The organism is Ruegeria sp. SATB045 (assembly GCF_059613525.1).
The window spans coordinates 316,499-341,763 of sequence record NZ_JBXWSR010000020.1 but is presented as its reverse complement, the minus strand read 5'-3'; the positions used below and the strand labels follow the sequence as shown (position 1 = coordinate 341,763).

The 25,265-nt window shown below is 58.7% G+C and carries 22 protein-coding genes; 16 read left to right on the top strand and 6 right to left on the bottom strand.

From position 1 onward, the window contains the following. The first annotated feature begins 49 nt into the window (after window positions 1-49). Window positions 50-544: a hypothetical protein gene (locus AC2FNR_RS09210; protein WP_170752354.1), complete on the top strand. Its 495-nt coding sequence runs from the start codon at window positions 50-52 to the stop codon at window positions 542-544. Here the strand turns inward: AC2FNR_RS09210 and AC2FNR_RS09205 are convergent. Continuing rightward, window positions 541-897, bottom strand: a complete 357-nt coding sequence (locus AC2FNR_RS09205; RefSeq protein ID WP_496848848.1) for a DUF1636 family protein — start codon at window positions 895-897, stop codon at window positions 541-543. The genes AC2FNR_RS09210 and AC2FNR_RS09205 overlap by 4 nt on opposite strands. Window positions 898-1,024: 127 nt before the next feature. Here AC2FNR_RS09205 and AC2FNR_RS09200 point away from each other — a divergent pair, with 127 nt between their 5' ends. The 7 genes from AC2FNR_RS09200 to mdoH all read left to right on the top strand — a co-directional run bounded on the left by AC2FNR_RS09200 (window position 1,025) and on the right by mdoH (window position 10,517). Beyond that, window positions 1,025-1,483 (top strand): DUF302 domain-containing protein, encoded by a 459-nt coding sequence (locus AC2FNR_RS09200; protein WP_496848847.1) that lies wholly within the window; start codon window positions 1,025-1,027, stop codon window positions 1,481-1,483. Window positions 1,484-1,561: 78 nt separating this feature from the next. Then, window positions 1,562-3,181 (top strand): thiamine pyrophosphate-binding protein, encoded by a 1,620-nt coding sequence (locus tag AC2FNR_RS09195; protein ID WP_496848846.1) that lies wholly within the window; start codon window positions 1,562-1,564, stop codon window positions 3,179-3,181. Then, window positions 3,168-4,352 (top strand): CaiB/BaiF CoA transferase family protein, encoded by a 1,185-nt coding sequence (locus AC2FNR_RS09190; RefSeq protein ID WP_496848845.1) that lies wholly within the window; start codon window positions 3,168-3,170, stop codon window positions 4,350-4,352. The genes AC2FNR_RS09195 and AC2FNR_RS09190 overlap by 14 nt, the downstream gene beginning before the upstream one ends. 180 nt (window positions 4,353-4,532) lie before the next feature. After that, on the top strand, window positions 4,533-5,903 hold the full coding sequence (locus tag AC2FNR_RS09185; protein WP_496848844.1) for a tetratricopeptide repeat protein: 1,371 nt from the start codon (window positions 4,533-4,535) through the stop codon (window positions 5,901-5,903). 35 nt (window positions 5,904-5,938) lie between these two features. Then, window positions 5,939-7,156 (top strand): OpgC family protein, encoded by a 1,218-nt coding sequence (locus AC2FNR_RS09180; protein WP_170354682.1) that lies wholly within the window; start codon window positions 5,939-5,941, stop codon window positions 7,154-7,156. After that, window positions 7,153-8,652: an OpgD/OpgG family glucan biosynthesis protein gene (locus AC2FNR_RS09175; RefSeq protein ID WP_496848843.1), complete on the top strand. Its 1,500-nt coding sequence runs from the start codon at window positions 7,153-7,155 to the stop codon at window positions 8,650-8,652. The genes AC2FNR_RS09180 and AC2FNR_RS09175 overlap by 4 nt, the downstream gene beginning before the upstream one ends. After that, entirely contained in the window at window positions 8,649-10,517 is a 1,869-nt protein-coding gene (gene mdoH, locus AC2FNR_RS09170; protein ID WP_496848842.1) for a glucans biosynthesis glucosyltransferase MdoH, read from the top strand. Before AC2FNR_RS09175 ends, mdoH begins: the two co-directional genes overlap by 4 nt. Here the strand turns inward: mdoH and AC2FNR_RS09165 are convergent, their stop codons facing one another. Beyond that, window positions 10,518-11,342: a CE1 family esterase gene (locus AC2FNR_RS09165; RefSeq protein ID WP_496848841.1), complete on the bottom strand. Its 825-nt coding sequence runs from the start codon at window positions 11,340-11,342 to the stop codon at window positions 10,518-10,520. After that, window positions 11,339-11,812: a rhodanese-like domain-containing protein gene (locus AC2FNR_RS09160; protein WP_496848840.1), complete on the bottom strand. Its 474-nt coding sequence runs from the start codon at window positions 11,810-11,812 to the stop codon at window positions 11,339-11,341. The genes AC2FNR_RS09165 and AC2FNR_RS09160 overlap by 4 nt, the downstream gene beginning before the upstream one ends. A gap of 221 nt (window positions 11,813-12,033) precedes the next feature. Between AC2FNR_RS09160 and AC2FNR_RS09155 the strand changes: the two genes are divergently transcribed. The 7 genes from AC2FNR_RS09155 to selD are packed head-to-tail and all read left to right on the top strand — an operon-like array spanning window position 12,034 to window position 20,114. Next, window positions 12,034-14,904, top strand: a complete 2,871-nt coding sequence (locus AC2FNR_RS09155) for a monovalent cation/H+ antiporter subunit A (protein WP_496848839.1) — start codon at window positions 12,034-12,036, stop codon at window positions 14,902-14,904. Next, window positions 14,904-15,263, top strand: coding sequence for a Na+/H+ antiporter subunit C (locus tag AC2FNR_RS09150; protein WP_209194186.1), 360 nt, complete (start codon window positions 14,904-14,906; stop codon window positions 15,261-15,263). The genes AC2FNR_RS09155 and AC2FNR_RS09150 overlap by 1 nt, the downstream gene beginning before the upstream one ends. After that, window positions 15,260-16,795: a monovalent cation/H+ antiporter subunit D gene (locus tag AC2FNR_RS09145; protein WP_496848838.1), complete on the top strand. Its 1,536-nt coding sequence runs from the start codon at window positions 15,260-15,262 to the stop codon at window positions 16,793-16,795. Before AC2FNR_RS09150 ends, AC2FNR_RS09145 begins: the two co-directional genes overlap by 4 nt. After that, entirely contained in the window at window positions 16,792-17,292 is a 501-nt protein-coding gene (locus AC2FNR_RS09140; protein WP_496848837.1) for a Na+/H+ antiporter subunit E, read from the top strand. The genes AC2FNR_RS09145 and AC2FNR_RS09140 overlap by 4 nt, the downstream gene beginning before the upstream one ends. Next, on the top strand, window positions 17,289-17,558 hold the full coding sequence (locus AC2FNR_RS09135; protein ID WP_170354690.1) for a K+/H+ antiporter subunit F: 270 nt from the start codon (window positions 17,289-17,291) through the stop codon (window positions 17,556-17,558). Before AC2FNR_RS09140 ends, AC2FNR_RS09135 begins: the two co-directional genes overlap by 4 nt. A 7-nt stretch (window positions 17,559-17,565) precedes the next feature. Further along, complete coding sequence (locus AC2FNR_RS09130; RefSeq protein ID WP_170354691.1) at window positions 17,566-17,952, top strand: Na+/H+ antiporter subunit G; 387 nt, start codon at window positions 17,566-17,568, stop codon at window positions 17,950-17,952. A gap of 5 nt (window positions 17,953-17,957) precedes the next feature. Then, window positions 17,958-20,114, top strand: a complete 2,157-nt coding sequence (gene selD / locus AC2FNR_RS09125) for a selenide, water dikinase SelD (protein WP_496848836.1) — start codon at window positions 17,958-17,960, stop codon at window positions 20,112-20,114. On the opposite strand, the gene mnmH is transcribed toward selD, so the two are convergent. Continuing rightward, window positions 20,109-21,161, bottom strand: a complete 1,053-nt coding sequence (gene mnmH / locus AC2FNR_RS09120) for a tRNA 2-selenouridine(34) synthase MnmH (RefSeq protein WP_496848834.1) — start codon at window positions 21,159-21,161, stop codon at window positions 20,109-20,111. The genes selD and mnmH overlap by 6 nt on opposite strands. Window positions 21,162-21,205: 44 nt before the next feature. Beyond that, window positions 21,206-21,871 carry an SOS response-associated peptidase gene (locus tag AC2FNR_RS09115; RefSeq protein ID WP_496848833.1) on the bottom strand — a complete coding sequence of 222 codons (666 nt, stop codon included), beginning with the start codon at window positions 21,869-21,871 and terminating at the stop codon, window positions 21,206-21,208. Here AC2FNR_RS09115 and AC2FNR_RS09110 point away from each other — a divergent pair. After that, the gene (locus AC2FNR_RS09110; protein ID WP_496848831.1) at window positions 21,780-23,579 is read left to right on the top strand and encodes a tetratricopeptide repeat-containing sulfotransferase family protein; all 1,800 of its coding nucleotides are present in this window, start codon (window positions 21,780-21,782) and stop codon (window positions 23,577-23,579) included. The two genes, AC2FNR_RS09115 and AC2FNR_RS09110, sit on opposite strands and share 92 nt — an antisense overlap. A gap of 50 nt (window positions 23,580-23,629) precedes the next feature. On the opposite strand, the gene AC2FNR_RS09105 is transcribed toward AC2FNR_RS09110, so the two are convergent. Then, on the bottom strand, window positions 23,630-25,207 hold the full coding sequence (locus tag AC2FNR_RS09105; RefSeq protein WP_496848829.1) for a bifunctional metallophosphatase/5'-nucleotidase: 1,578 nt from the start codon (window positions 25,205-25,207) through the stop codon (window positions 23,630-23,632). Between the last annotated feature and the right edge of the window lie 58 nt (window positions 25,208-25,265).

Here is a 25,265-nt window from a genome sequence, read left to right as displayed (position 1 = left end):
CACGCCGAGACCAGCTCGGCGTGTTTCTACTACCATCAAGGAACATAAAATGGCACGCTCACTTGCCCTGTTTGCAATCGGCATAGTTTTTGGCAGTGGTGCAGGATTTGTGGTTGCGGCTGCAAATGGCGTCACTTTCGACGGCCATGACCATGGCGATCCCGCACATCACAGTTCGTCTCACGCCGAGGCAGCCGCACACGATCATTCGACTGCCATCAACCTGCCTGCTGGCGCTGATGCTCCGGGGCTTGAGATCGCTCTTACGCCCGATCCTATGGCGGGCTGGAACCTGCATGTCATGCCGCAGAACTTTCGGTTCTCACCACAAAATGCCTCAAAGACCGATGTCGACGGCGAGGGGCATGCACATGTCTACGTAAATGGAGAGAAACTGGCCCGGCTGTACGGTAACTGGATGCATATCGACCATCTGCCGCAGGGCGAGGTCGAAGTCTCGGTCTCTCTGAACGCAAACAGCCACAGCCCGCTGATGGTCGACAACATCCCCGTCAGCGCGGCGGTCACACTACAGGTCGACTAAAGCGCCGGGATACGCGCCCGCAAACACATCCGGAGCCGCCCGCAAGGCCGGGCGTCTTCGATCCAGCCTTTGGGGCTTTCCAGATAGGTCCGGCAGGTCGCCACGATATCATCGGCGTCCGAAGCGACATCGACCCCTGAAAACACATATGACGCCCCGCCATCGGCCTGCAGCGCGATGGCCACGGGTTCAGAGCATCCGCTGAAACAGGCGTGCTGATCGACCGAAACCCTTCCCTCAATCCCCGCGCGGGTCAGGGCGAATTCGACAGCTTTGACCTCAGCCCCGCAATCGCGGGCACCGGCACAGGACGAACATATCAACAGGCGCATCTGATCCAATTCGGACCTCATCGGGTGGCATTTGCCTGTTTCTGGGGGTTTCCGGCCACAGGCGCAATCGGGAAAACGCACAAGATTGTGAGTGCGCCCTGTCCCGCTTTCTGGCATCACAGTCTCAACCCCGTAACAGGAGGCCCCGATGAAAGCCCTTTGGACTGCGATAGCCCTGATAGCGACCCCTGCTTTGGCAGAAGAGCCCCTTTCGGGCTGGGCCAGCTATGCAACCGACAAAAGTTATGACGCGTTGGTTGCCGACACCAAGGATGCCATCAAGGCCAATGGTCTGATCGTGGTCACGCAGGCAGGCCCGACCAAGGCCGCCGCATCGCGCGGGATCACCATCCCCGGCAATCGGGTTATCGGGGCCTTCAACAACGACTACGCCGTGCGCGTGCTGGAAACCTCGGTGAACGCGATGATCGAGGCACCGATCCGCTTTTATGTCACCGAGAATGAGGACGGCACCGCCACCCTGTCCTACAAGACTCCCAGTTTTGTCTTCGCGCCCTACGTTTCTGAGGGCGGAGCCCCCTTACGTGAGATCTCCGAGGAACTAGATGGCAAGTTTCAAGCTGTCGCTGAAACAGCAGTCAAATAGTCACACTGGCGTGATCCGCCTTGCGTCTGGGGCCGTCCTCCGCAATCTGCTGTGAAACAGTTTTTCGGAGCATGACTTATGCAAGACCTCTCGCCCCGCGCAGCGGACCTTCTGGCCCAACGTTTGTACGAGGCCGGATGTCGCCACGCCTTTGGAATGCCCGGTGGTGAGGTTCTGACCCTTGTCGATGCGCTGGAACAGGCCGGGATCACCTTTCATCTGACCAAGCATGAAAACGCCGCCGGTTTCATGGCCGAGGCCGTGCATCACCGCGATGGCGCGCCCGCCATTCTGGTCGCCACCCTTGGCCCCGGTGCGATGAACGGGATCAACGTGGTCGCCAATGCTTTGCAAGACCGTGTGCCCATGATCGTTCTGACCGGATGCGTCGATGCCGATGAAGCGCTGACCTACACCCATCAGGTGATGGATCACGCGCAGGTCTATCGCTCGATCACCAAAGGGACGTTTACACTGACCGCCAAAGGCGCAGACATTATTGCCGATAAGGCGGTTACGTTGGCCAATCAGCCGCGCCCCGGTCCCGTGCATATCGACGTGCCGATCTCGGTCGCGGATACCCGCGTGTCGGGCGTGAAACCGCGCCGCCGCGCCAAGATTGCCTCTGTATCCCCTGCGGGCGACTGCGTCGAGAAAGCCCGCCGATGGGTGTCGCAGGCCGAACGGCCCATCGCAATTGTCGGGCTGGATGTTCTCTATGACGACTCGCGCAACGTGGTGCAGGCATTTCTGGAGCATTTCGACATCCCCTTCGTGACGACATACAAGGCCAAGGGCGTCGTGCCTGAGGATCATCCTCTGTGCCTAGGTGGCGCGGGCCTTTCGCCGCTGGCTGACAAACATCTGGTTCCGCTGGTCGAACAGGCCGATTTGGTGCTGTGTCTGGGCTATGACCCGATCGAAATGCGCCCCGGCTGGCGTGAGATCTGGGACCCAGCGAAAAAGCGCGTGATCGACGTCTCGGCTGTGCCCAATGACCACTACATGCATCAGGCGGGGCTGAATTTGGTGGCCCATACCGGCGAGACGCTGGAGGCCATCGCCAAAGGCACCCCGTCGCGCAAGACATGGCTGGGTGGCGAACCCTCGCAAGTCAAAGCCGCTTTGGCGCAGGCGTTTCCCACGGATGACGACTGGGGGCCCGCGGCGGTTATCGCTGAAACCCGCGCTGCCCTGCCCGCCAACACTCTGGCGACCGCCGACAGCGGCGCGCATCGCATCCTGCTGAGCCAAATGTGGGATTGCTCTGAGGAACGCGGGCTGATCCAGTCCTCGGCCCTGTGCACCATGGGCTGCGCGGTCCCGATGGCGATTGGTCTGAAACTGGCCGAACCCGACCGCCCGGTAATCAGTTTCTCGGGCGATGCAGGGTTCCTGATGGTCGCCGGAGAGCTGTCGACCGCTGCCGAGATGGGGGGAAACCCAATCTTTCTGGTCTTTGTTGATGCCAGCCTTGCGCTGATTGAGCTGAAACAGCGCCAGCGCCAGATGGGCAACACAGGCGTAGATTTCGACCGCCACGACTTTGCCGCCATGGGTCGCGCGTTCGGCGGTAACGGCCACACGGTGCGCAACCGCGAGGAACTGCGCGAGGCGCTGGATGCGGCGGTCAAGGCCGATTGCTTTACCGTCATCGCAGCCGAGATCGACCGTGGAGGTTATGATGGCCGGATCTGAAGGGCCGCTGAAAGGCGTCAAAGTTTTGGACCTGTCCCGTATTCTGGCAGGACCGACCTGCACGCAATTGCTGGGCGATCTGGGCGCCAATGTGATCAAGATCGAAAACCCCGCAACCGGCGGCGATGACACGCGCCAGTGGGGTCCTCCGTATGTGACTGACGCTGATGGCAATGCATCTGATCTGAGCGCCTACTTCATGTCGGCCAACCGTAACAAGAAATCAGTGGCAATCGACATCACAACAGCCGAGGGTCAGGCGGACATCCGACGTCTCGCCTCGCATGCCGATATCCTGATCGAGAATTTCAAACCCGGCGGGTTGGCGAAGTACGGGCTGGACTATGCAACCCTGTCGCAGGAATTTCCCAGCCTCGTTTATTGCTCGATCTCAGGCTACGGACAGGACGGACCAAACGGTTCGAAGCCCGGATATGACCTGATGGCACAGGGTTACGGCGGGATCATGTCTCTGACCGGTGATCCCGAGGGCGCGCCCATGAAAGTGGGCGTTGGCATCGCTGACGTGATGTGCGGCATGTACGCGACCGTCGGCATTCTGGCGGCGCTACGCCACCGGGATCAAACAGGCGAGGGCCAGCAGATCGACCTTGCGCTGGTTGACGCGCAAATTGCATGGCTGATCAATGAGGGCGTAAATTATCTGACTTCGGGCAATGTCCCTCAACGGCGCGGAAACGGGCACCCGAATATCGTACCCTATGACGTCTACCAGACGGCAGACGGGCACGTGATCCTGGCCGTTGGCAACGACAGCCAGTTCAGACGGTTTTGTGACTTCATCGGACAGCCTGACCTGGCGGACGACCCCCGTTTTGCAACCAACCCATCACGTCTGGAACATCGTGATGCGCTGAACGCAATTCTGCGCCCAGCCGTGCAAAACTATGACACTGAAACCGTCATTGCCGAGCTTGAGGCGCGCAAAGTGCCTGTGGGCCCGGTGCAGACGTTGGATCAGGTTTTTGCCACCGATCAGGTCGCCGCAAGGCAGATGCAGATCGCCATGCAAGCCGACCCGGCACAGGTGAATCTGATCGGAAATCCACTGAAACTGTCCAAAACGCCTGTAACATATCGCAGTGCTCCACCGACCTTTGGCGCGGACACTCAGGCCGTTCTGAACGCCGAAAACCCGTTTGAAGACTGAAACACAATGCCTAATTCGGCGGCATGTTGCTGAAACATGCCGTTGAATCGGCGGTTTTTTTCACGTTTTGCACACACAGCATTTCACCAATTCGAGAGGTCGGTCGATACTGATACGACCCCGCTAGAGTCTCTGATAAGTCGAATAATGTACTAGTTCTCAACGGATCGGACCACGAGCATGAAACAAGACGTTTTCGGACAGATGAACACCCTGAGCCATTCGGCAAGCGCCGAGGCATGGGATGGCGTGCTGCTTGGGTTCATGGCGCATGCGGCGGTGACGCCTCAGCATCTGGGAAAAGTCTTGGAGCTTGAGCCGGATTTTGCCCTGGGCCATGCGATCAAAGGTCTGTTCATGGTTCTGCTGGGCCGCCGCGAGATGATGCCAGTCGCCGTCGATGCTCTGGCCGCCGCCAATGCCGCGATGGAGCGTCAACCGGTAACCGCACGCGAACGCCTTTATGTACAAGCGCTGGAGCTGTATCTGTCCGATCTGCCCTCGCAAGCCGTTCAGAAGTTCGAGGAAATCCTGTGCGCCCATCCGCAAGACTCGCTGGCGATGAAGCTTAGCCATGCCACCCGCTTTGTTCTGGGCGACGCCGAAGGCATGCGTCGCTCGATCGAACGTGTGATGCCGGCTTATGAGCCCGATCATGCGGGCCGTGGATATCTGTTGGGCTGCCATTCTTTCGCGCTGGAAGAAACCGGTGCCTATGAAAAAGCCGAGATTGCAGGCCGTCAGGCGCTGTGGATGGTGTCAGATGACGCATGGGGCCTGCACGCGGTGGCCCACGTGCATGAAATGACCGGCAACGCACAGCTGGGTCTGGATTGGCTGGCCGGGCGCGAGGACGCTTGGGCGCATTGTAACAACTTCCGCTATCACGTCTGGTGGCACAAGGCGCTGATGCACCTGGATCTGGGCCAGGTCGATCAGGTGATGGAGTTGTATGACAACTACATCCGTCAGGACAAAACCGACGATTACCGCGATATCTCGAACGCAACCTCGTTGTTGTCCCGTCTGGAACTTGAGGGCGTAAACGTCGGCAATCGCTGGGAAGAACTGGCTGACCTGAGCGCCAATCGCACCGAAGACGGCTGCCTGATCTTTGCCGACCTGCACTATTTGCTGGCTCTGACTGGCGATAACCGGGACGAAGCAACCGGAAAGATGCTGAAACGCATCCAGAAAGACGCCCAACGCAATCAGGGCGACACCCCGATCCGAATGTCCGATCCGGGCATCGCGGCAGCTAAAGGGTTGGAAGCCTTTGGCGACGGCCTATACGGCCAAGCCTTTGATTTCCTTTCGACGGCACGTGACGGAATGCAGATGGTAGGTGGCAGTCACGCGCAACGTGATGTATTCGAGCGCATCACAATTGATTCCGGCCTGCGCGCCGGGCGTCTGGATGCGGTCGAGCGCATCCTAGATGATCGCCGCGCAAAACGGGCCGGTGGCGAGGACAATTACGCCCTTGCGCGCCGCGCATTGATCGACGCGGCACGCGATGACCGGGATGCACAAAGCGTTCCGGCTGAATAACAAAAATAAAAAGACCAAAGAAGGACAGAACACGTATGGCGACAGCATCGCCCGCTTCTGATTTTGCGCCTGTGGCGGCCCAAGCAGCCGCCCCTGCCCGCGTGCGCGACCCGCGGCTGGATTTCTATCGCGGCATCGCGATGTTCATCATCCTGATCGCACACATCCCGAACGACCCTTGGGCCAGATGGATTCCGGCGCGGTTCGGTTATTCAGATGCAACCGAGATTTTCGTGTTCTGCTCGGGCATGGCCTCGGCCATTGCGTTCGGCGGGGCTTTTGCCCGCAAGGGTTGGTGGATGGGGACGGCTCGCGTGGCGTTCCGCATCTGGCAGGTCTACTGGGCGCATATCTGCCTGTTCTTCTTTGTGGCCATGTCGATGGCGGCGCTGGACCAGACAGGTTTCTTCGAGAAAACATACATTTCCTCACTGAACCTCCAGCACTTCTTCAACGATCCTGCGCCACAGATGGTCGGTCTGTTCACGTTGACCTATGTGCCGAACTACTTTGACATCCTACCGATGTATCTGGTGGTTCTGGCGCTGATGCCTGTTTACATGGGCCTGTATCGCATTGGGTTCTGGGCCGTGGCCGCCACGTCGATTGCGATTTGGCTGGTGGCACAAACCGGTGCGCTGGCCCTGCCAGCCGAGCCTTGGTCAGACCGTCAGTGGTTCTTCAACCCCTTCGGCTGGCAGTTGCTGTTCTTTACCGGCTTTGCCTTCATGCGCGGGTGGATCCCTGCCCCCCCTGTATCGAAAACCCTGATCTGGGCTGCCGTACTGTTCCTGATCCTGTCGGCCCCGTTTGGATCGTGGAAGGTCTTCACCTGGATCAACAATGCCGCGCCGGAATTGGGTGCCGTGCTGCGCAAGGGCTGGCCCTTGACCTCGGAACTGCGGGGCAAGACCGAGTTTGGCCTGCTGCGCTATGTTCACTTCCTCTCACTGGCCTATCTGGGCTGGGTCGTCGCGGGTGAGCATGGCCATCGCCTGATCGCAACCGGTCAGGGTGCAGCCGCGAAAGTTTGGGAGTTCCTGCTGACCGTCATCACCAAGGTCGGGCAGCAATCCTTGGCGGTCTTCGTCTTTTCCATGGCAGCAGCGCGCCTGATCGGCGTTGGGCTGGACCTGAGTGGGCGGGATGTTGCCAGCGTCTTCATCGCCAACATGATTGGCTTTGCCATGATCATCGGCGTGGCCTATCTGGCCGGTTGGTTCAAGTCACAGCCCTGGAAGTCAAAAAAATGAATTTCACACGTCGCGCTTTTTTGGCCTCAACTTCGGCGCTTGCTTTCGCTCCGGCCACCTTTGCTGCCGGTGGCGAGGTCCCCTTTGACCGCAATGACGTGATCGCACTGGCCCGTGAACTGGCCAGCCAACCCTATGCCGAGCGTGAAATGGTTCCGCAGGAATGGCAGGACTTGACATATCAACAGTATCGCTCGATCCGGTTCCGGCTGGACCGTGCGCTGTGGTATGAAACCCAGACGCCGTTCAACGTAGATTTCTTTACGCCAGGCCTGTATTTCCCGCGCACTGTTAAGGTTTCAACGGTCGAGGACGGTATGACCACCCCGGTGACGTTCGATCTGTCGATGTTCGACAAATCCGAAGATGTGCCGACCCTGCCCATCGACGACACGCTGGGGTTCTCGGGCCTGCGCCTGCGCACCGAAATGCACCGCCCCGGTAAGACCGATGAGTTCTGCGTCTGGCAAGGCGCCAGCTATTTCCGCGCCATTGGTCTGCACGAGGTTTACGGGCTGTCCGCGCGTGGTCTGGCCCTGAAAACCGGCGATCCGGATGGGGAGGAGTTCCCGGAGTTTATCCGCTTCTGGCTGGAACGCCCCAAACCCGGCCAGCGAAACATGGTCGTGCATGCGCTGATGGACAGCCCCAGCGTGACCGGGGCCTATCGGTTCAACGTCACCGCCGGGGCCGACTGCATCATGGATGTCGAAGCAACGCTCTTCCCCCGCGAAGAGCTGCCCCATGTGGGCATCGCGCCCGGCACCTCGATGTTCCTGTTCGACCAGACCAACCACAGCCGGTTTGACGACTTCCGCCCCGCCGTTCATGACAGCGATGGCTTGATGGTTCGCAATGGCGCCGGTGAGGTGCTGTGGCGGCCTTTGGCCAATCCCACCCGCCTGCAGATTTCGTCGTTCGTGGATACGAACCCACGGGGCTTTGGCCTGATGCAGCGCAAACGCAAGTTCTCGGACTATGCGGATCTTGAGGCGAATTACCACAAGCGCCCCGGCCTGTGGGTCGAACCCAAGGGCGATTGGGGTAAAGGCACCGTGACGCTGGTCGAGATTCCGGCGGATCAGGAGATCTATGACAACATCGTCGCCTATTGGCGCCCGGCCGAGCCCTATGCCGCCGGCAGCCAGATCGACATATCCTATCGTTTGATCTGGGGCGAAGAACCCCAGCGCACGCCCATGCCACGCGTGATCAACACCGCGATGGGCGACAATACCTTCGGCGAAGGACGTCTGGCAGTGATCGATTTTGAGGCCTCGGACCTGTTCGATGACCCCGATGCGATGACCATCTTTGTTGACTCGCCCCATGCCGAAACCTCGGACGGCGTGCTGCAACGTAACCCCGATACCGGCGGCTTGCGGCTGGCCTTCTCGTTTCAGCCGGGCGAGCGGAACCACGTAGAGCTGCGCGCGCAGCTTCTGAAGGACAAACAGCCCGCCTCTGAGGTTTGGCTCTACCGTTGGACCACATGAGCCGCGATCTGCATATCATGCCGCCCGAGGCCCCTCTGGCGATGCCCGCGCAGGATTTCAGCGCCGGGTTTCGGGATGCGCAGGTGCCGAATGGCAAGCGCGCCTCGGCCGGGTTCTGGCGTGCGCTGGCCTTTTCGCCTGCGATGGCGGCCACTCTGGGGCTGCTTTGGGTGATGTCCGACTGGTTCGGGGCCGAAGGGATCAACCTGATCGAAGGCATCCTGCTGACGTTGATCTCGTTTAACTTCTTCTGGATTTCTTTCACGGTCTGCACCGTGCTGCTGGGCATGGTGTCCCTATCGCGGCAGGAACAGCCCAAACGCGAAGGCCGCCCTCAGCCCCTGCGCGTCGCCCTGTTGACCCCGGTCTACAACGAGGTGCCGTGGAACGTGCTGGGCAATGCCCGCACCATGCTGGAGGATCTGAGTAAGCGCGGTGGTCAGCATCACTATGCCATGTTCATCCTGTCCGACACGCGCGACCCCGAGATCGCGGCGCAGGAACAGGCCAGTGTCGAGGCGCTGCGCACGACCCTAGCGCCGGGTCTTGAGCTGTATTACCGCCGTCGTCCTGAAAACACTGACCGCAAGGTGGGCAATATCGCCGATTGGGTCAGCCGCTGGGGGGCTGATTGGGACGCCATGCTGGTGCTGGATGCTGACAGTCTGATGACCGGTCGCGCCATCACCCGCCTGACCGACACTTTGGCACGCGACCCCGGAGCCGGTCTGATCCAGAGCTATCCGCAGCTGATCGGCGCGCAATCGGTCTTTGCCCGGATGCAGCAATTTGCCAACGGCGTGTACGGCATCGCCTTTGCCGAAGGACTGGCCCGTTGGTGCGGGCAAGAAGGCAATTATTGGGGCCACAACGCCATCATCCGCACGCGCGCCTTTGCCTCAAGCGCGGGCCTGCCCAAACTGCGCGCCTTTAATGGTCAGGAAAAGCTGATCATGAGCCACGATTTCGTCGAAGCAGGCCTGCTGCGCCGTGCCGGATGGGCCGTGCGCTTTCTACCCCGTATTCGTGGGTCGTATGAAGAGACGCCCCCTACGCTGATCGACCACGCACTGAGGGATCGGCGCTGGTGTCAGGGCAACCTGCAACACCTGAAATTGCTGGGCTCGACCGGGTTCCGCGCGGTGTCCCGCTTCCACATGTTCCACGGCGCAGTCGGTTATCTGATGTCGCCGCTGTGGTTTGCCCTGCTGGTGATGTGGGCGCTGATCGGTCAGGGTGAGGACGCGTCGGTCCTGTATTACTTTAGCCCCGACAACCCTCTGTTCCCGCAATGGCCCGAGATGTCGGAAACCCGCCATGTGCTGATAATCCTAGTCATGTACGCCATGCTGCTGGCGCCCAAGGTGCTGGGCGTTCTGGCCCTGCCGCTGAGCGGTGTGCGATATGCCGAGTTCGGCGGTGGCTTGAAATTCGTCACCTCGTTTCTTGCCGAAGTGGTGCTGTCAATCCTCTATGCACCCATCCTGATGGTACAGCAGATGATTGCCGTCTTCCGCACCGCCTTCGGTGTTCAAAAGGGGTGGTCTCCGCAGACGCGCGATGGCGGCAGCTATGGCTTGCGCACATTGGTCCTGTGTCACGCACTGGAAACGGTAAGTGGCATTGCGTTGAGTGTGGGCATTCTGTCGGGCCTGGTGTCCATCTGGCTGGCCCCGATAGCGATCAGCCTGGCCTTTGCGATCCCGCTGTCTGCGCTCAGCGGGGTATCTTCGGCCTCTGCGCGCCGCATGGTCGGGATGAGAGAAGACGTCAAGGAACCCGCGATCACCCGGTCTGCCCGCCGTCACAGAGACGAGTTGAAGCGCGTGATCGAGGGCAAAGGCGTGATGACCCCGGCAGAATGATCACCCGCCGGGCAAGCCCTCGTACCAATCCACCATCATATCGGCCCAGCCTTTAGGTACGGTATGTCCGCCTGGGAACAACGCAAATTCCAGCGCGCTGCCATCTACACAACCGCTCCAATAGCGGCGCATAAAGGGGCCCGTGGTCGAAAAACCGCTGGGTTTGGTATCAACGCAGCCATTGGCCAAGCGCCAGATTTCCAGCCCAGCAAAGATATCGCCCTGATGGAACCGGCCCCCACCCAGCAGCCGCCCTTCCAGCGGCACCACATTGTCAATCCAGCCATGGGTATGGAACAGGCGCACCGGACCTTCGCAAGTTTCAGGATGCGGCCGCCAGAACCCGCCTGACACGGGCACGTAGGCCGAAAACGTCTCAGGTGCATCGCAAGCCAGATAATTGACCATGAACCCGCCAGCCGAGAATCCGCCCAAAATTACGCGGTCCCTGTCGATACCAAATCGTTCGGCAGCGTCATCTACCACTTCGGTCAGAAAGGCGGTCTCGTCCCGGTCACCGAAACCGGGATAGAAATTCCAGCTTTTGATTCCGGGGCGGCTTGGTCGTTCCAACCCTTCGGGCGCCATCACGGCATATCCCCGTGCAAGCAGGGGCTTGACCATGCTGCGGTTCTTCATGGTGCCAGTACCGCTGCCCCCGTACCCGTGCAGAAACACGACCAGAGGTGGGTTGTCTGCTTTGGGCAGTTCGATGTGATACGCACCCGAGTCGGTCTGACACGCCCCATCCTGATCCGCGCAAGCGGCATAACTGGCCTGCCCCGCAAATACAGCGGCCACCGCCATCGCGACAGCGCGGATCATTGGCCTGCCTCGTGATATGCGCCGACGGGCAGCCCCGTACGTACCCAACCCGGCCCGGCTGCGGAGCCCAGCATACCTTCCGGCACGTCGATAATATTGGTGAACCCCGCCTCGCTGAGCTTGTTGCTGAGCCGCGCAGACCGCACTCCGCGCGCGCAAATCAGCGCAACCGGCGCGTTCTTGTTCCCGTCGGTCAATTGATCCAACGCTGCAACGAAATCGTCACGACGCATGTCCAGCGGATGGGCCCCTTCGCCCACGCCCGTCGCCTGCCATTCCCGAGGCGTTCGGATGTCCAGCAGCAAAATGTCGCCAGACAGGGCTTGCTGGTGCGCGGCTTCGACACTGAGATGTCCGCCAGCATAGCTGGGCGGGATCAACCGGTATTCCCGGATTGCGAAACCGGTGGCGACGAGCGCACCACCGCCAACCAATACCCACCTGCGGTTTTTGACTGTTTTGTCTGTCACGTCCGACCCTCCTGAACGGTCTTCGACGTTCTATCACACAGAGACAGTCAATTCCGCGCAGAATTTGCGAGTAGGGATCAAGTTCTTGTCAGAGATTTTTTCAAAAAATGCATTTGATTGCGCCCCTAGAACGAAGTGAAAAACTTGCAATAGCTGGACAGTCGAAAAATTTCCCTTACAAAAACAGTAATACATTGACCGCCAAGACCGGAGTATCGCACTTGTCCCTATTCCTCATCGCGGCCCTTCCCTTTCTCGGCGCTGTGTTTCCAGCCCTGCTGATCAGGGCAGGACGAAATGCAGCAGCCTCGGCCGCGGGTTTGACCACGTTTCTGGCCCTTGCTGGTCTGCTGATCCACATTCCGTCTGTTATGCGCGGGGATGTCGTAACCGCTCGGTTCGATTGGATACCCCTTCTGGGCCTGAACGCGAATTTCATGCTGGATGGGCTTGGTTTCCTGTTTGCTCTGCTGATTCTTGGCATTGGTCTGCTGATCATTCTCTATGCGCGGTTCTATCTCTCGCGTGAGGACCCAATGGGTCAGTTCTACACCTATCTGCTGCTGTTTCAGGGCGCGATGGTCGGAATCGTCCTCTCCGACAACATTCTTCTTTTGCTTATCTTCTGGGAGCTTACGTCTTTAAGCTCATTCCTTTTGATCGGTTATTGGAAACATCTGCCCGAAGGCCGTCAGGGCGCACGAATGGCATTGGCTGTCACCGGTTCGGGCGGTCTGGCGATGATCGCCGGGATGCTGATTTTGGGCAATATCGTCGGGTCGTATGACCTGAGCGTGATCCTTCAGAACAAAGAGCTGGTCCAAGCCTCACCCTATTACCTGCCGGCGTTGATCCTGATCCTTCTGGGGTGTTTCACCAAATCGGCGCAGTTCCCGTTCCATTTCTGGCTGCCCCACGCGATGGCCGCCCCGACGCCTGTTTCGGCCTATCTGCACTCGGCCACGATGGTTAAGGCGGGGCTGTTCCTGATGGCGCGGATGTGGCCGGTTCTGGCCGGGACCGATGCGTGGTTCTATATCGTGGCCACCACCGGGCTGGTGACGATGCTGATGGGCGCGGTGATTGCGCTGTTCAAGGATGACCTAAAGGCATTGCTGGCCTTTTCGACCGTGTCGCATCTGGGTCTGATCACCATGCTACTGGGCTTTGGCACCAAATTTGCTGCCGTGGCTGCCGTATTCCACATCATCAACCACGCCACGTTCAAAGCCGCGCTGTTCATGACCGCCGGGATCGTCGATCATGAAACTGGCACGCGCGACGTAAAGCGGCTGGGCGGGTTGCGTCACCTGATGCCAATCACTTTCACGATTGGCACCATAGCGGCCCTGTCTATGGCCGGTCTGCCACCGTTGAACGGTTTCCTGTCGAAAGAAATGATGCTGGAGGAAACCGTCCACACCACCTGGCTGCATTCGCACTACCTGGTGCCTGGGCTGGCCCTTCTGGCGGCGCTGTTTTCGGCAGCCTACTCCTTCCGCTTTGTCAGCCATGTGTTCCTGGGTCCAAAACGCGACGACTATCCTGCGCATCCGCATGATCCACCTGTAGGTCTTTGGCTGGCCCCTGCGTTTTTGATTGTTTTGGTCGTTCTGATCGGCCTGTATTCTGCAGCGATTGTTGGCCCATTGGTCGCCGTGGTTTCCAGCGCGGTGATTGGCGGTGAAAAACTTCCCTACTATTCGCTGAAACTGTGGCACGGATTCACGCCTGCGCTTTACATGTCAGTCGTCGCAACCTTGGGCGGCTTGTTCCTGCTGTCGCAGCATCGCCGGGCGGAAAGCCTTTGGAACGCCCTGCCCCGCCCCGAGGCCAAGGTGATCTTTGAAGCTGTGATCGCAGCGTTGACTGCGCTTAGCCGCCGGATCACGGACTCACTGCATAATGGCGTGATCAGCCGCTATGCCATGATCCTGATCGTGTTCACCGTGGGTTTGGGATACTATGCCTATGCCACAGGCACGATCGGTCCGGTCACCCGCGAACCGCTTAAGCTTGAGATCATTCCGGTCGTCGGCTGGATCTGTCTGGTCACCGCGACACTGGCTATCATGTGGTTCCACCGCAACCGCCTGCTTTCGCTGGTTCTGATCGGCGTCGTTGGTCTGATTGTTTCGATGGCGTTCAACTATCTGTCGGCACCTGACCTTGCGCTGACTCAGATCTCGGTCGAAGTGGTGACAATGATCCTGCTTTTGTTGTCCCTGAACTTCCTGCCCACGGACACACCATGGGATAGCAGCGCGGCGCGGCGGTGGCGCGATGCAGCAATCTCGGTCGGGGCCGGGATCGGTACAGGCGCTCTGGTCTATGCACTGATGTTGCGAGACTTTGCCTTTCCCACAATCTCAGAGTTCCATCTGGCCAATTCCTACAAAGGTGGCGGGGGAACCAATGTGGTCAACGTGATCCTCGTGGACTTCCGAGGGTTTGATACGTTCGGAGAGATCATCGTGCTGGGCATTGCCGCTTTGATCATCTTTGCGCTGACGGAATCCGTTCTAGCGACCAACGTTCGGGCCTATCTGCTGAACCGCAAGCCGCACTGGCCTCAATCCGGGGATTCACATCCTTTGATGATGGTAGTGGTGACGCGTATGATGATGCCCATTGCCCTGATGGTGGGTGCCTACATCTTTTTCCGCGGTCACAACCAGCCTGGTGGAGGGTTCATCGCCGGCCTGATCGTGGCAATCGCCTTCCTGATGCAGTACATGGCCAGCGGCTATACTTGGGCGATCGAGCGTCAGCGGTTCTACTACCACGGCACAATCGGTTGGGGTGTTCTGATCGCTGCGGCAACAGGCATCGGCGCCTGGTTCAATGAACGGCCGTTCCTGACCAGCGACTTCGGCTATATTCACTGGCCCCCGCTCGAAGAGTTCGAGTGGGCAACAGCAATCCTGTTTGATACGGGCGTTTTCCTGGCGGTTTTGGGTGCGGTCATGCTGGCACTGGACAGCCTGTCTCGTTTTGCGTGGCAGCCGGGTATGGCGCAGGAATTCCCAATGGATATCAACCCGCTGCGTGACGATCCGCCAGAAGAAGAACAAGAGAAGGAGCAGGTCTGATGGAAGCGCTGGTTGCCTCTGCCGTAGGCGTCATGACCACTGCCGGGATTTTCCTGATCCTGCGTCGTCGTACATTCCCGGTTATTCTGGGCCTGTCGCTGATCACCTATGCAGTGAACGTGTTTCTGTTTGCCACTGGTCGGTTGGCGCTGAACGCGCCTGCGGTGCTGAACAAATACGAAGATGTCCCTTACACCGATCCACTGCCGCAAGCGCTGGTGTTGACGGCAATCGTCATTTCTTTTGGCATGACAGCGGTGATCGTCATGATCTCGTTATCCGCCTATCTGTCGGCGCGCAATGACCACATCGACATGACCGCGCAAGACAATACCGACCCGGCAGGAGATGACGCATGAACCACTGGATCGTAGCGCCGATCGTCCTGCCCGCGATCCTGGCCCCATTCATCATCATGGTCCTGCGCTACCACCTTGACCTGCAGCGCATCTTCTCTGTCGCTGGAGTGGTGGGCCTGCTGGGGATCGCTCTGACCATCACAGCGCAAGCTGCAGGCGGTGATATCCAGGTTTATGAACTGGGCAATTGGCCTGCACCCTTCGGTATCATTCTTGTGCTGGATAGGCTGTCAGCCATGATGGTCCTGCTGACCGCGCTGCTGGCCCTGCCTATCGTGCTATATGCCATCGCCTCAGGTTGGGACGACAGGGGCAAGCATTTTCACGCGTTGTTTCACTTTCAGCTCATGGGCGTGTGTGGCGCTTTCCTGACGGGTGATGCTTTCAACCTTTTCGTGTTCTTCGAGGTCCTTCTGATCGCGTCCTATGGCCTGATGACCCATGGCGGCGGCGCGGTTCGCCTTAAGGCAGGGGTGCAATACGTCGCCTATAACCTGCTGGGCTCGACCCTGTTCCTGTTCGCGCTGGGCACGCTTTATGCGGTGACAGGCACGCTGAACATGGCAGATATGGCGGTGCGCGTTGCGGAATTGCCTGCCGAGGATACTGCTCTGTTGCGTGTGGGCGCGGTGCTGCTGTTGCTGGTCTTCTGTATCAAAGCCGCTGTTCTGCCACTGCATTTCTGGCTGCCCGCCAGCTATGCCAACGCGCCACTGCCGGTCGCGGCCTTGTTTGCGATCATGACCAAAGTCGGGGCCTATTCGATCCTGCGGATGTATACGCTTGGCTTTGGCCCCGAGGTCGAAGCCACGCAGGGCCTGGTCGGGACTTGGTTGCAACCCGCCGCACTGGTGACGCTGGCCGTCGGAGCGATTGGTATCCTTGGCGCGCAGCACATCGCCCGGATGGTGGCCTTCTGCGCCATCGCCTCGATGGGGACGCTGCTGGTCGCTATCTCGTTGTTCACCGAAGCGGCAACTGGCGCGGCTCTCTACTACGTCTATCACTCGACACTGGCGACCGCCCTAATGTTCCTGGTGGCCGATCTGGTCGTCGAACGTCGCGGCGGGGCGATCGCCCCGACCGCCCCAATGCCGCAAAGCGGGCTGGTCTCGGCCCTGTTCTTCGTCGGTGCGATTGCGTTGGCTGGCATGCCGCCCTTGTCCGGGTTTATCGGCAAGCTGCTGGTACTGGACGCAGCACGGGACGCACCGGACGCAAACGCCATCTGGGCCGTCGTGCTGATCGGGTCCTTCGTGACGATTGTCGGACTGGCCCGTGCCGGGACGCTGATCTTCTGGAAAAGCCACGATGCGCAGCATATCGGCGATGGCAGCCAGGGTGACGTGGCCGAGCAGCCAGCCCCCGAACCCAATCCTGCTCTTGCTCTGACCTCGGTTTTCGGGCTGGTTTTGGGTTTGGTTCTGCTTACTCTTTTTGCCGGCCCTGCCCTGACCTATGCCACGAAAACGGCCGAGCAGCTTTACACGCCTGACGCCTACATCTCAGCTGTATTGGGAGGAGAAGAATGATCAGACTTCTGCGCCGGATTTTCCCCCACCCGCACCTGACGTTTCTTCTGACGGTCGTCTGGGTGTTACTTGCCAACACGGGTTCGTTGAACTCCTTCGTGTTTGGCCTGCTGTTGGGAATTATTATCCCCTTCATCACGCAACCTTATTGGCCCGACCGCCCGAAACTGCGCAACTGGCCAATGATCGCAGAATATATGCTGATTGTGCTGTGGGATATCGTTGTTGCCAACGTCACAGTGGCCATGATCATCCTGTTTAAACGTGACGCGGACCGGAAACCGTGCTGGATCAGTGTCCCGCTGGAGTTGCGCACACCCGAAGCGATCACTGTGCTGGCCGGCACCATCACGATGACCCCAGGAACCGTCAGCAGCGACCTGTCCGCTCAGGGTCACTGTCTTCTGGTTCATTGCCTGGATGCGCCAGACCCGGACGCGGTTCGCGACCAGATCAAACAACGTTACGAGCGGCGGCTGAAGGAGATTTTCGAATGATCGACTTGGCGATACAATTTGCCTTTGTCTGTTTCGGGGCCGCAATCATGATGTGTCTTTGGCGGATCATCACTGCTGATGGCGTGGGTACCCGGGTTCTGGCCTTGGATACGATGGTGATCAATACGATCGCTTTGATTGTGCTTTACGGCCTGTATCTCGGCACCGAGATCTTTTTCGAAGCCGCCATGATCATCGCCATGCTCGGCTTTGTCTCAACCGTGGCCTACGCACGCTTTATGCTGCGCGGCAACATTATTGAATGAGGGCGGAATGACATTCATTTTCGAACTGTTGATCGCCTTCTTTCTGGTTATCTCGGGCATCTTTGGATTTGTCGGCTCGTTTGGGATGATCAAGTTAAAAGACCCGATGTCGCGCCTGCATGCACCGACCAAGGCGACCACTTTGGGGGTGGGCGGCGTTTTGCTGGCCTCAATCTGCCACTCGGTACTTCTGGAAGGCAAGCTGTCCCTTCATGAACTGCTGATCACTCTGTTTTTGTTCCTGACTGCCCCGATCACGGCCCTGTTTATTGCCAAATGGCATATTCACCGCCATGAAAAGCCTGACGATCTGCCGGATGCTGGCGAGGATGAGCTTTGGGCCACCCACGCGGTCGAACAGGTCGAAGACGTCCCGGACCACAGCAAGACCTGATAACCATGCACATGCCTCCGCTGCCCCTGACCCGTGATCTGGTTCTCATTGGCGGAGGCCACACGCATGCGCTGCTACTGCGCATGTGGGGGATGAACCCCCTGCCCGGCGCGCGCGTCACCGTGATCAACCCCGGCCCGACTGCGCCATATTCCGGCATGCTGCCGGGGTTTGTCGCCGGTCACTATGAGCGTTGGGAACTGGATATCGATCTTGTTAAACTGGCCCGTTTCGCAGGCGCGCGAGTTATATTGGGGGCCGTTCAGGGCATCGACAGCAAAAACCGTACCGTCCATGTCCCCGGACGTCCTCCGGTCGCGTTCGATGTGGCGTCGGTGAATGTAGGGATCACCTCTGACATGCCGGCACTGCCCGGTTTTGCCGAACACGCCATCCCCGCGAAACCGCTTGGCCCCTTTGCTGCACAATGGGCGGCCTATCTGGACGGCACCGGCCCTGCCGCTGTTACCGTGATCGGAGGCGGCGTCGCAGGGGTCGAACTGATCATGGCAATGGCCCACGCCCTAAAGGCCAAAGGTCGAACGGCGCAGGTCACTCTGATCGACAATGCGAAAGCTCTGACCGCGACTGGGGAAAAGGCAGCCGCCACTATCCGCCATACCATGGCTGAGCTTGGCGTCGACGTGATCGAAGACGCCGAAATCGACAGGATCGCAAACGATCATGTCGCACTGAAAGACGGGCGCACTGTTCCCGCAGGTTTCGTGACCGGCGCAGCAGGCGCACGCCCTTACAGCTGGATCGCCGACACAGAGCTTGATCTGCAAGACGGGTTCATTTCCGTAAACGGCCAGTTGCAATCCAGCGATCCGGCTATTTTTGCGGCCGGGGATTGCGCCCATCTGTCCGAAAACCCCCGCCCCAAGGCAGGTGTTTATGCAGTCCGCGAGGCGCCAATCCTGTTCAACAACCTCCGAGCCGCGCTTGGGGCCGGAAAAATGCGCCGCTATGCACCCCAAAAAGACTATTTGAAACTAATCTCGTTGGGCGGAAAATCCGCACTGGGGGAGAGGTTGGGAACATCGTTCAGCGGCCCGTTGATGTGGCGTTGGAAAAACCACATCGACCAGTCTTTTATGAACAAATTCCGCAACCTGCCTGAAATGACACAGACTGCTCTACCGGCACAGCACGCGGCTGGACTTGCCGAAGCCGCTGGTGACAAACCCATGTGCGGTGGTTGTGGAGCCAAGGTTGGTCGTGGCGCATTGCGGTCTGCCCTGTCGGCGCTGCCCCGATCGGAAAGGCCAGACGTCTTATCGCTGCCCGGCGACGACGCCGCAATTCTGACAACCGGTGGCACGCGCCAGGTGATGACCTCGGATCATCTGCGGGCTGTGACCGATGATCCGGTAATGATGACCCGTATCGCCGCAGTTCACGCGTTGGGGGATATCTGGGCGATGGGGGCCGCGCCGCAGGCCGCGACGGCAACGCTTATTCTGCCTCGTATGTCTGCTGACCTGCAGCACCGCACGATGGCCGAGATCATGACGACCGCCCATAAAGTGATGCGACAGGCCGGCGCCGAGATCGTTGGCGGGCACAGCTCGATGGGGGATGAAATGACCATCGGCTTCACGTTGACAGGGCTGTGCGAGCGCGATCCGATCACTCTGTCCGGCGCCCGCGCGCAAGACGCCTTGATCCTGACCAAGCCACTGGGCAGTGGTGTCATCATGGCCGCGGAAATGGCGGGGGTGGCCAAAGGTGAATGGGTGGCGCAAGCCTTTGACCAAATGGTTCATCCGCAGGGTGAGGCCGCCCGGCTTCTGGCCGACGCCCATGCAATGACCGATGTGACGGGGTTTGGGCTGGCCGGGCATCTGCTGGGCATGTGCGAGGCCTCGGGGTGTGGCGCGACACTGGATTTGGACGCAATTCCCTTGATGAAAGGCGCGCTGGAACTGACCCGGACCGGCGTGCGCTCGACCCTGTTTGCAGATAACCGAGTCGCGGCTCCGGATTTGCCCGAAGGCGGCAAGGCCGACCTGCTTTTTGATCCGCAAACCGCCGGAGGCTTATTGGCCGCCGTCCGCGCCGAGCACGCCCATGGAATTTGCGAGCGCCTGCGCGCGGCAGGGTATCCAGCTGTGGTGATCGGACAGATTACGGAAACGGCCGGCGTGCGGCTTTCATAGCTGGTCCAAAACCGCTTTGATCTGATCCGCGGCATTGCTCAGACCAACAGCGTCCAATGACGCAGCATCGATACTTGCGATCACGTTCGACACCCGAGTACGGCTGGACTTGGTATAGGCCGGGTCATAGTGCTGCTGCATCAAAGCGCTGGTCAAAGCACGCTTGTCTCCGGCCTCGATCAGTTTGATCCAACCATCGACCACGTCATGGCCCCGGTGGAACCGCAATGGCGACAGGCGATCTTTGAGCCGTTCGGTATCTGCTAGGACATCCTCATAGGCGGACACAAGATAATCCGACCGGGCCGCGATCGATGCCCGCACAAGTATGCGCGATGCATTGCGCAAAGCAGACCAGACCGAGGGCGGCAGGATCAGAGTTCCGATTTTAGACGATTCCGCCTCAACAACGACCGGGCGGCTTGGATCCAGATTGCACAGAGCACAGGCCAGCGCGGATTCGAAGGCCTTTTGACTGGGTTGTCCTCCGGGCATCTCGCCCAGCAAAGATCCTCGATGATTGGCCAAGCCTTCAAGGTCCAGCACTTGAACGCCCTGGGCCTTGAGAAGCGTAAGTAGCTCTGTCTTGGCAGTTCCGGTATAGCCATCCAGCGCATATAGGCAGTGGGGCAACGGATCATCATAGAGGTACCGCTTCACCAGCCTGCGATATGTCCGATAGCCGCCCTCAACCACCTCAGCCCGCCAACCGATCTGTTGCAACATCCAAGTAAACGACCCGGATCGTTGACCGCCGCGCCAGCAATAGACCAGCGGCTTCCAACCGCCTTCGTGATGCGACAGGCTGTTTTCGATATGATTTGCGGCATTTCGGAAGACCAGGGCCGCCCCCAGCTTACGCGCCAGAAATGGGCTTTGCTGAACGTAAATTGTACCGACCCGCGCGCGCTCATCATTGTCCAGAACGGGAAGGCTGATGGCGCCCGGCAGGTGATCCTCGGCGAATTCAGCGGGGCTGCGCACGTCGATCACAGTGTCGAATTCGTGCGCGTAGAGATCGGGCAAACTGTTAAATGTCAAAGCCATGCCAACGATCTATCTTGCGCAAGCGGGCTTGAAAAGGACGGCCGTCATTCGACCAGAGGCTCGATCAGTGACGACCCGCTGGCTCGGTTCGAATTCACGACCGGGTCAACGCGGTGGTATGTCAGGACATCTTCGGCACCCGGCGTCATAAGTCGCGCGGCCCCTTTCCCGGTCTCACCCAGCCACATTGGCCAGTCCTGTTGTTCAAGGATCAATGGCATACGGTGATGAATGGCCCCAAGACGCGTGTTGGCGGGCGTGGTCACGATGGCGCATGTCCCTTGTCGGTTCTCGTCAGAGCCCCAATTCTGCCAGACCCCCGCAAAAGCAATCGGCGCTTGATCCTGACGATGGATATACCATGGCAGGCGGTCACCGTTTGAAGTTTTCGTCCATTCGTAAAACCCTGTCGCTACAATCAGACACCGCCTCTCACGGCAGGCTGCGCGATAGGCAGGTTTTTCAGCCAGGGTTTCTGACCGGGCATTGATTAGCAACGGCCCGGCCGTTTCAGTTTTGTACCAGTGCGGGATAAAACCCCAGCGCAAGGGATCAAGGGTGCGCCCGTCCTGATCCGAGCGGACCACATGCACTTGATTTGTCGGGCAAACGTTAAAGTTGGGCACTGCGGGCAACGTATTCGCGGGCCGCGCTGAAAACAGCTGCGCCATAGCGTCGTTTGGAAGAGTTATTGCAAACCGTCCGCACATAGGAGATGAACCATCAATATTCGTTTCGTTCGGGCAAAGGTTCTCACGGGGTCTCATGCAAAATCAAACAGCGAAAACCATAAAAGGCAAGGCTGTGGCCGCTTTAGAGGCTGGCAAGCTTCAACAGGCACTGAAAAAGGCGCAGTTGGGCCTGAAGAAATTTCCAGCTGACACGGATTTTCACGCCATTTCCGGGTTTGTCCTGACCGAGTTGAAACAGTATCGAAAATCCATTCCACATTTCGTTGAGGCATCCAAACGAAAGCCAAACGATCCCCAGTTTGCGGAAAACCTTGCAAACGCTTTGATGCAGACCGGGCAAATTCCAAAAGCATTGGAGTATGCCGAGCAAAAACTGCAGAAATTTCCCAATAACAAAGAGCTGAGCCGGGTTATTGACGAAATTGAGCTTAAAGGCAGCAACTGGCGTGCCATCATCGACAACGCAACCAAGAAGCTAGAGAGCGACCCGGACAATGCCAGCCTGTTGTCGTCTCGCGCCAGAGCTTATGGGCGCATTGGCTTTGTTGAAGAAAATACGCGCGACATTGCCCGAGCTTTCGAGCTTGCTCCGGACGACGAGAGCATCGCGTTCCAAAAGGCAATCAATTTGCACCAGAGCGGCGACAAGGAAACCGCCGGTGAAATCCTGCGTAAGATTACAGCACAAAACCCCGAGCACGTTTTTTCACTTCTTCAGTTGTCGACAATGGCCAACAAGGACAGTGCGCCCGACTTAATCGAGAAGGTTGAGACAGCCATTGCAAATAGCGAACACAAGCTGTCCGAGCTTGAATTTGCGAAGGCACATTTGCTGTCCAAAACTCAGGGGCTTAACGCTGCGCTGCCTCAATTCGAGCGCGCGAACGCAATTCAACACGAAACAATCCCGTACGATTTCGCGGCAGAAGAGCAAAAGTTCGAAGTGATCACCGGGCAGTTCCGTGAAAACACCGATCTTCCATCCTCTGATATAAGCGAAAGCCCTGTACCAATCTTCGTTCTGGGACAGCCCCGTTCGGGTACGACCTTGATGGAGATGATGCTCAGTTCTGCCCCCGGGGTTGCAGGATGTGGCGAGCTGACGGTGGCCGCCGATCTCTCGCGTGATTTTGAGCAGGCGTCTCATGCTTTCAGCTCGCAAAATGCAAGCGAGTTCGCACAGGACTTTCGCGCCCTGATGCCCCCAATCCCAGAAGGATCGGTCGCGTTTGTCGACAAGATGCCACACAATTTCCAGCGAATTGGATTCTTGCTAGCAGCTTTTCCGAACGCAAAGATCATTAACATGCTTCGGGATCCGCGGGACGTCGGTTTGTCAAAATGGATCAGGCGCTTTCCAGCGGGTGGAATGCGGTATGCTTCAAACCAAAAGGCGATCGCTCATACCGCGAATATGTATCGACGCTACATGACGCATTGGAACACGGTGTTTGGCGACCGAATACTGACAGTCCAATACGAAAAACTGGTCGAAGACCCAAAGACTTACAGCCAACAGGTTGCTGCGTTCTGTGACCTCGAGTGGACCGAGACGATGATGCATCCGGAAGAAAACACCAAGCAGGTCAGGACGGCTAGCATCGATCAGGTGCGTAAGAAGATTTCAACTAAGTCGATCGGCGGTTGGCGCAGCGTATCCGACCACCTTCAGCCGATGTTGCAGGGCCTCGATCCCGAGCTTTGGCCAGAATACGATTTTGACTGACCAAAAAAGGCCGCGCAGCATGGCGCGGCCTTTTCCAATAGTATAACGGGTTACTTCTGCTTGATGCGCCCGTCCAGGTACGGCGTGTAAGGCGCGTTTTCCGCAAGATATTCAGCAGTTACATCCGCCAGGTCCGGGCCATAATCATAGGCGTTCTTGTCATCGCCTTCGAACATGTCATAGCCGTCGCCGCCATTACGGACATAGTTGTTGGTCACGACAAGATAGGTCGCCGCCGGGTCAATCGGGACAAAGCCCCCGTCCTTGGCTACCATCACATCGCTGATACGCCCTTCGTTCGGCGCAACCGCAGGATCCCATGTGAAAGTCATACCGGCCACTTGCGGGAAACGGCCCTTGACCTCTTCTACCTGGCTCACACCGTTTTCCAGCGCATCAATGACGCCCTGACCGCTGATCTGGAAGGTTGAGAGCGTGTTCTGGAACGGCAGCACGGTCAGCACTTCGCCCATGGTCACGTCACCCGGATCAATCGAGGCACGCAAACCACCCGAGTTTGCAATTGCAATCTGCACACCCTGATCGGCAACACGGGCCAGCATGGCATCGGCTACAAGATTGCCCATCTGGCATTCTTGCACTCGGCAGACAGCGCGGTCGCCCTCAATCGCGTCAGCAGCACTTGCCACAACCTTGTTGCGAATCTCGTCCAGCGGCACGGCCAGTTCCGCGATGCGATCCAGCGCCGACTGATCCTCGGTCACAGTGTTGTCCATGATCAGCGGCTCGCCCGCGGCTTCGACCACATTGCCATCGTCGTCAAAGGTCACGTTCAGCTCACCCAGGAATTTGCCATAGGCATAGGCCTGAACGATCTGGACCCCGTTCACCACGGTTGGATAGGGACCCGCCGCCTTGTCCGAGACGTTGGACAGATACGTGTTGGAATGTCCCCCCACGATTACATCGACACCGGTTGTTTCACTGGCTACGCGTTGGTCCACGCCAAAGCCCGAATGGCTGAGTACGATGATCTTGTCCACCCCCTCTCCGGTCAGTCTGTCAACTTCGGCCTGCACCGCCGGGACCGGATCCGAGAAGGTTATGTTCGGGCCGGGTGAGGCCAGATCATGGGTGTCTTCCGGAGTCAGGCCGATCAGGCCGATTTTCTCCCCGCCCACTTCAATCACGGTCGATTTCTTGATCTTGTCGGTCAGCAGCTCTTCGTCTTTGACATCGGCGTTCGACATCAGCACTGGAAAATCGACCGAGTCGATGAAACCACGCAGAACCTCGGGCCCGTCGTCGAATTCGTGGTTGCCCACGGTCATCGCGTCATAACTCAGTTTGTTCATGAACTCAGCCGCGACCTTGCCCTTGTAATAGGTATAGAACAGGGACCCCTGAAATTGGTCTCCGCCATCCACAAGGATCGAGTTCTCGGCACGGCCACGGGCATCGTTCACTGCCGTTACCAAACGGGCCGAGCCACCAAAGCACTCGCCTTCGGCATTGTCTTCGGCGCTGCAGCCGCTGTCATATTTGTTGATGGGTTCGAACCGGGCGTGGAAATCGTTGGTATGCAGGATCGTCAGCTTATATTCGGCTGCTGCCATGCCTGCTGTCAGGCCCAGAACGGCGACCGATGTCAGTAAGCGGGTGAACATGTTCAAACTCCCAATTGTTATTTGTCGTGATCGTGCGCCGTGCCGCGCAAAGAGTCAA

Excerpts from the sequence above, each read along its gene's own strand:
- AC2FNR_RS09210 (WP_170752354.1), top strand. The coding sequence starts at position 50 with ATGGCACGCTCACTTGCCCTGTTTGCAATCGGCATAGTTTTTGGCAGT.
- AC2FNR_RS09205 (WP_496848848.1), bottom strand. The coding sequence starts at position 897 with ATGAGGTCCGAATTGGATCAGATGCGCCTGTTGATATGTTCGTCCTGT.
- AC2FNR_RS09200 (WP_496848847.1), top strand. The coding sequence starts at position 1,025 with ATGAAAGCCCTTTGGACTGCGATAGCCCTGATAGCGACCCCTGCTTTG.
- AC2FNR_RS09195 (WP_496848846.1), top strand. The coding sequence starts at position 1,562 with ATGCAAGACCTCTCGCCCCGCGCAGCGGACCTTCTGGCCCAACGTTTG.
- AC2FNR_RS09190 (WP_496848845.1), top strand. The coding sequence starts at position 3,168 with ATGGCCGGATCTGAAGGGCCGCTGAAAGGCGTCAAAGTTTTGGACCTG.
- AC2FNR_RS09185 (WP_496848844.1), top strand. The coding sequence starts at position 4,533 with ATGAAACAAGACGTTTTCGGACAGATGAACACCCTGAGCCATTCGGCA.
- AC2FNR_RS09180 (WP_170354682.1), top strand. The coding sequence starts at position 5,939 with ATGGCGACAGCATCGCCCGCTTCTGATTTTGCGCCTGTGGCGGCCCAA.
- AC2FNR_RS09175 (WP_496848843.1), top strand. The coding sequence starts at position 7,153 with ATGAATTTCACACGTCGCGCTTTTTTGGCCTCAACTTCGGCGCTTGCT.
- mdoH (WP_496848842.1), top strand. The coding sequence starts at position 8,649 with ATGAGCCGCGATCTGCATATCATGCCGCCCGAGGCCCCTCTGGCGATG.
- AC2FNR_RS09165 (WP_496848841.1), bottom strand. The coding sequence starts at position 11,342 with ATGATCCGCGCTGTCGCGATGGCGGTGGCCGCTGTATTTGCGGGGCAG.
- AC2FNR_RS09150 (WP_209194186.1), top strand. The coding sequence starts at position 14,904 with ATGGAAGCGCTGGTTGCCTCTGCCGTAGGCGTCATGACCACTGCCGGG.
- AC2FNR_RS09145 (WP_496848838.1), top strand. The coding sequence starts at position 15,260 with ATGAACCACTGGATCGTAGCGCCGATCGTCCTGCCCGCGATCCTGGCC.
- AC2FNR_RS09140 (WP_496848837.1), top strand. The coding sequence starts at position 16,792 with ATGATCAGACTTCTGCGCCGGATTTTCCCCCACCCGCACCTGACGTTT.
- AC2FNR_RS09135 (WP_170354690.1), top strand. The coding sequence starts at position 17,289 with ATGATCGACTTGGCGATACAATTTGCCTTTGTCTGTTTCGGGGCCGCA.
- AC2FNR_RS09130 (WP_170354691.1), top strand. The coding sequence starts at position 17,566 with ATGACATTCATTTTCGAACTGTTGATCGCCTTCTTTCTGGTTATCTCG.
- selD (WP_496848836.1), top strand. The coding sequence starts at position 17,958 with ATGCACATGCCTCCGCTGCCCCTGACCCGTGATCTGGTTCTCATTGGC.
- mnmH (WP_496848834.1), bottom strand. The coding sequence starts at position 21,161 with ATGGCTTTGACATTTAACAGTTTGCCCGATCTCTACGCGCACGAATTC.
- AC2FNR_RS09115 (WP_496848833.1), bottom strand. The coding sequence starts at position 21,871 with ATGTGCGGACGGTTTGCAATAACTCTTCCAAACGACGCTATGGCGCAG.
- AC2FNR_RS09105 (WP_496848829.1), bottom strand. The coding sequence starts at position 25,207 with ATGTTCACCCGCTTACTGACATCGGTCGCCGTTCTGGGCCTGACAGCA.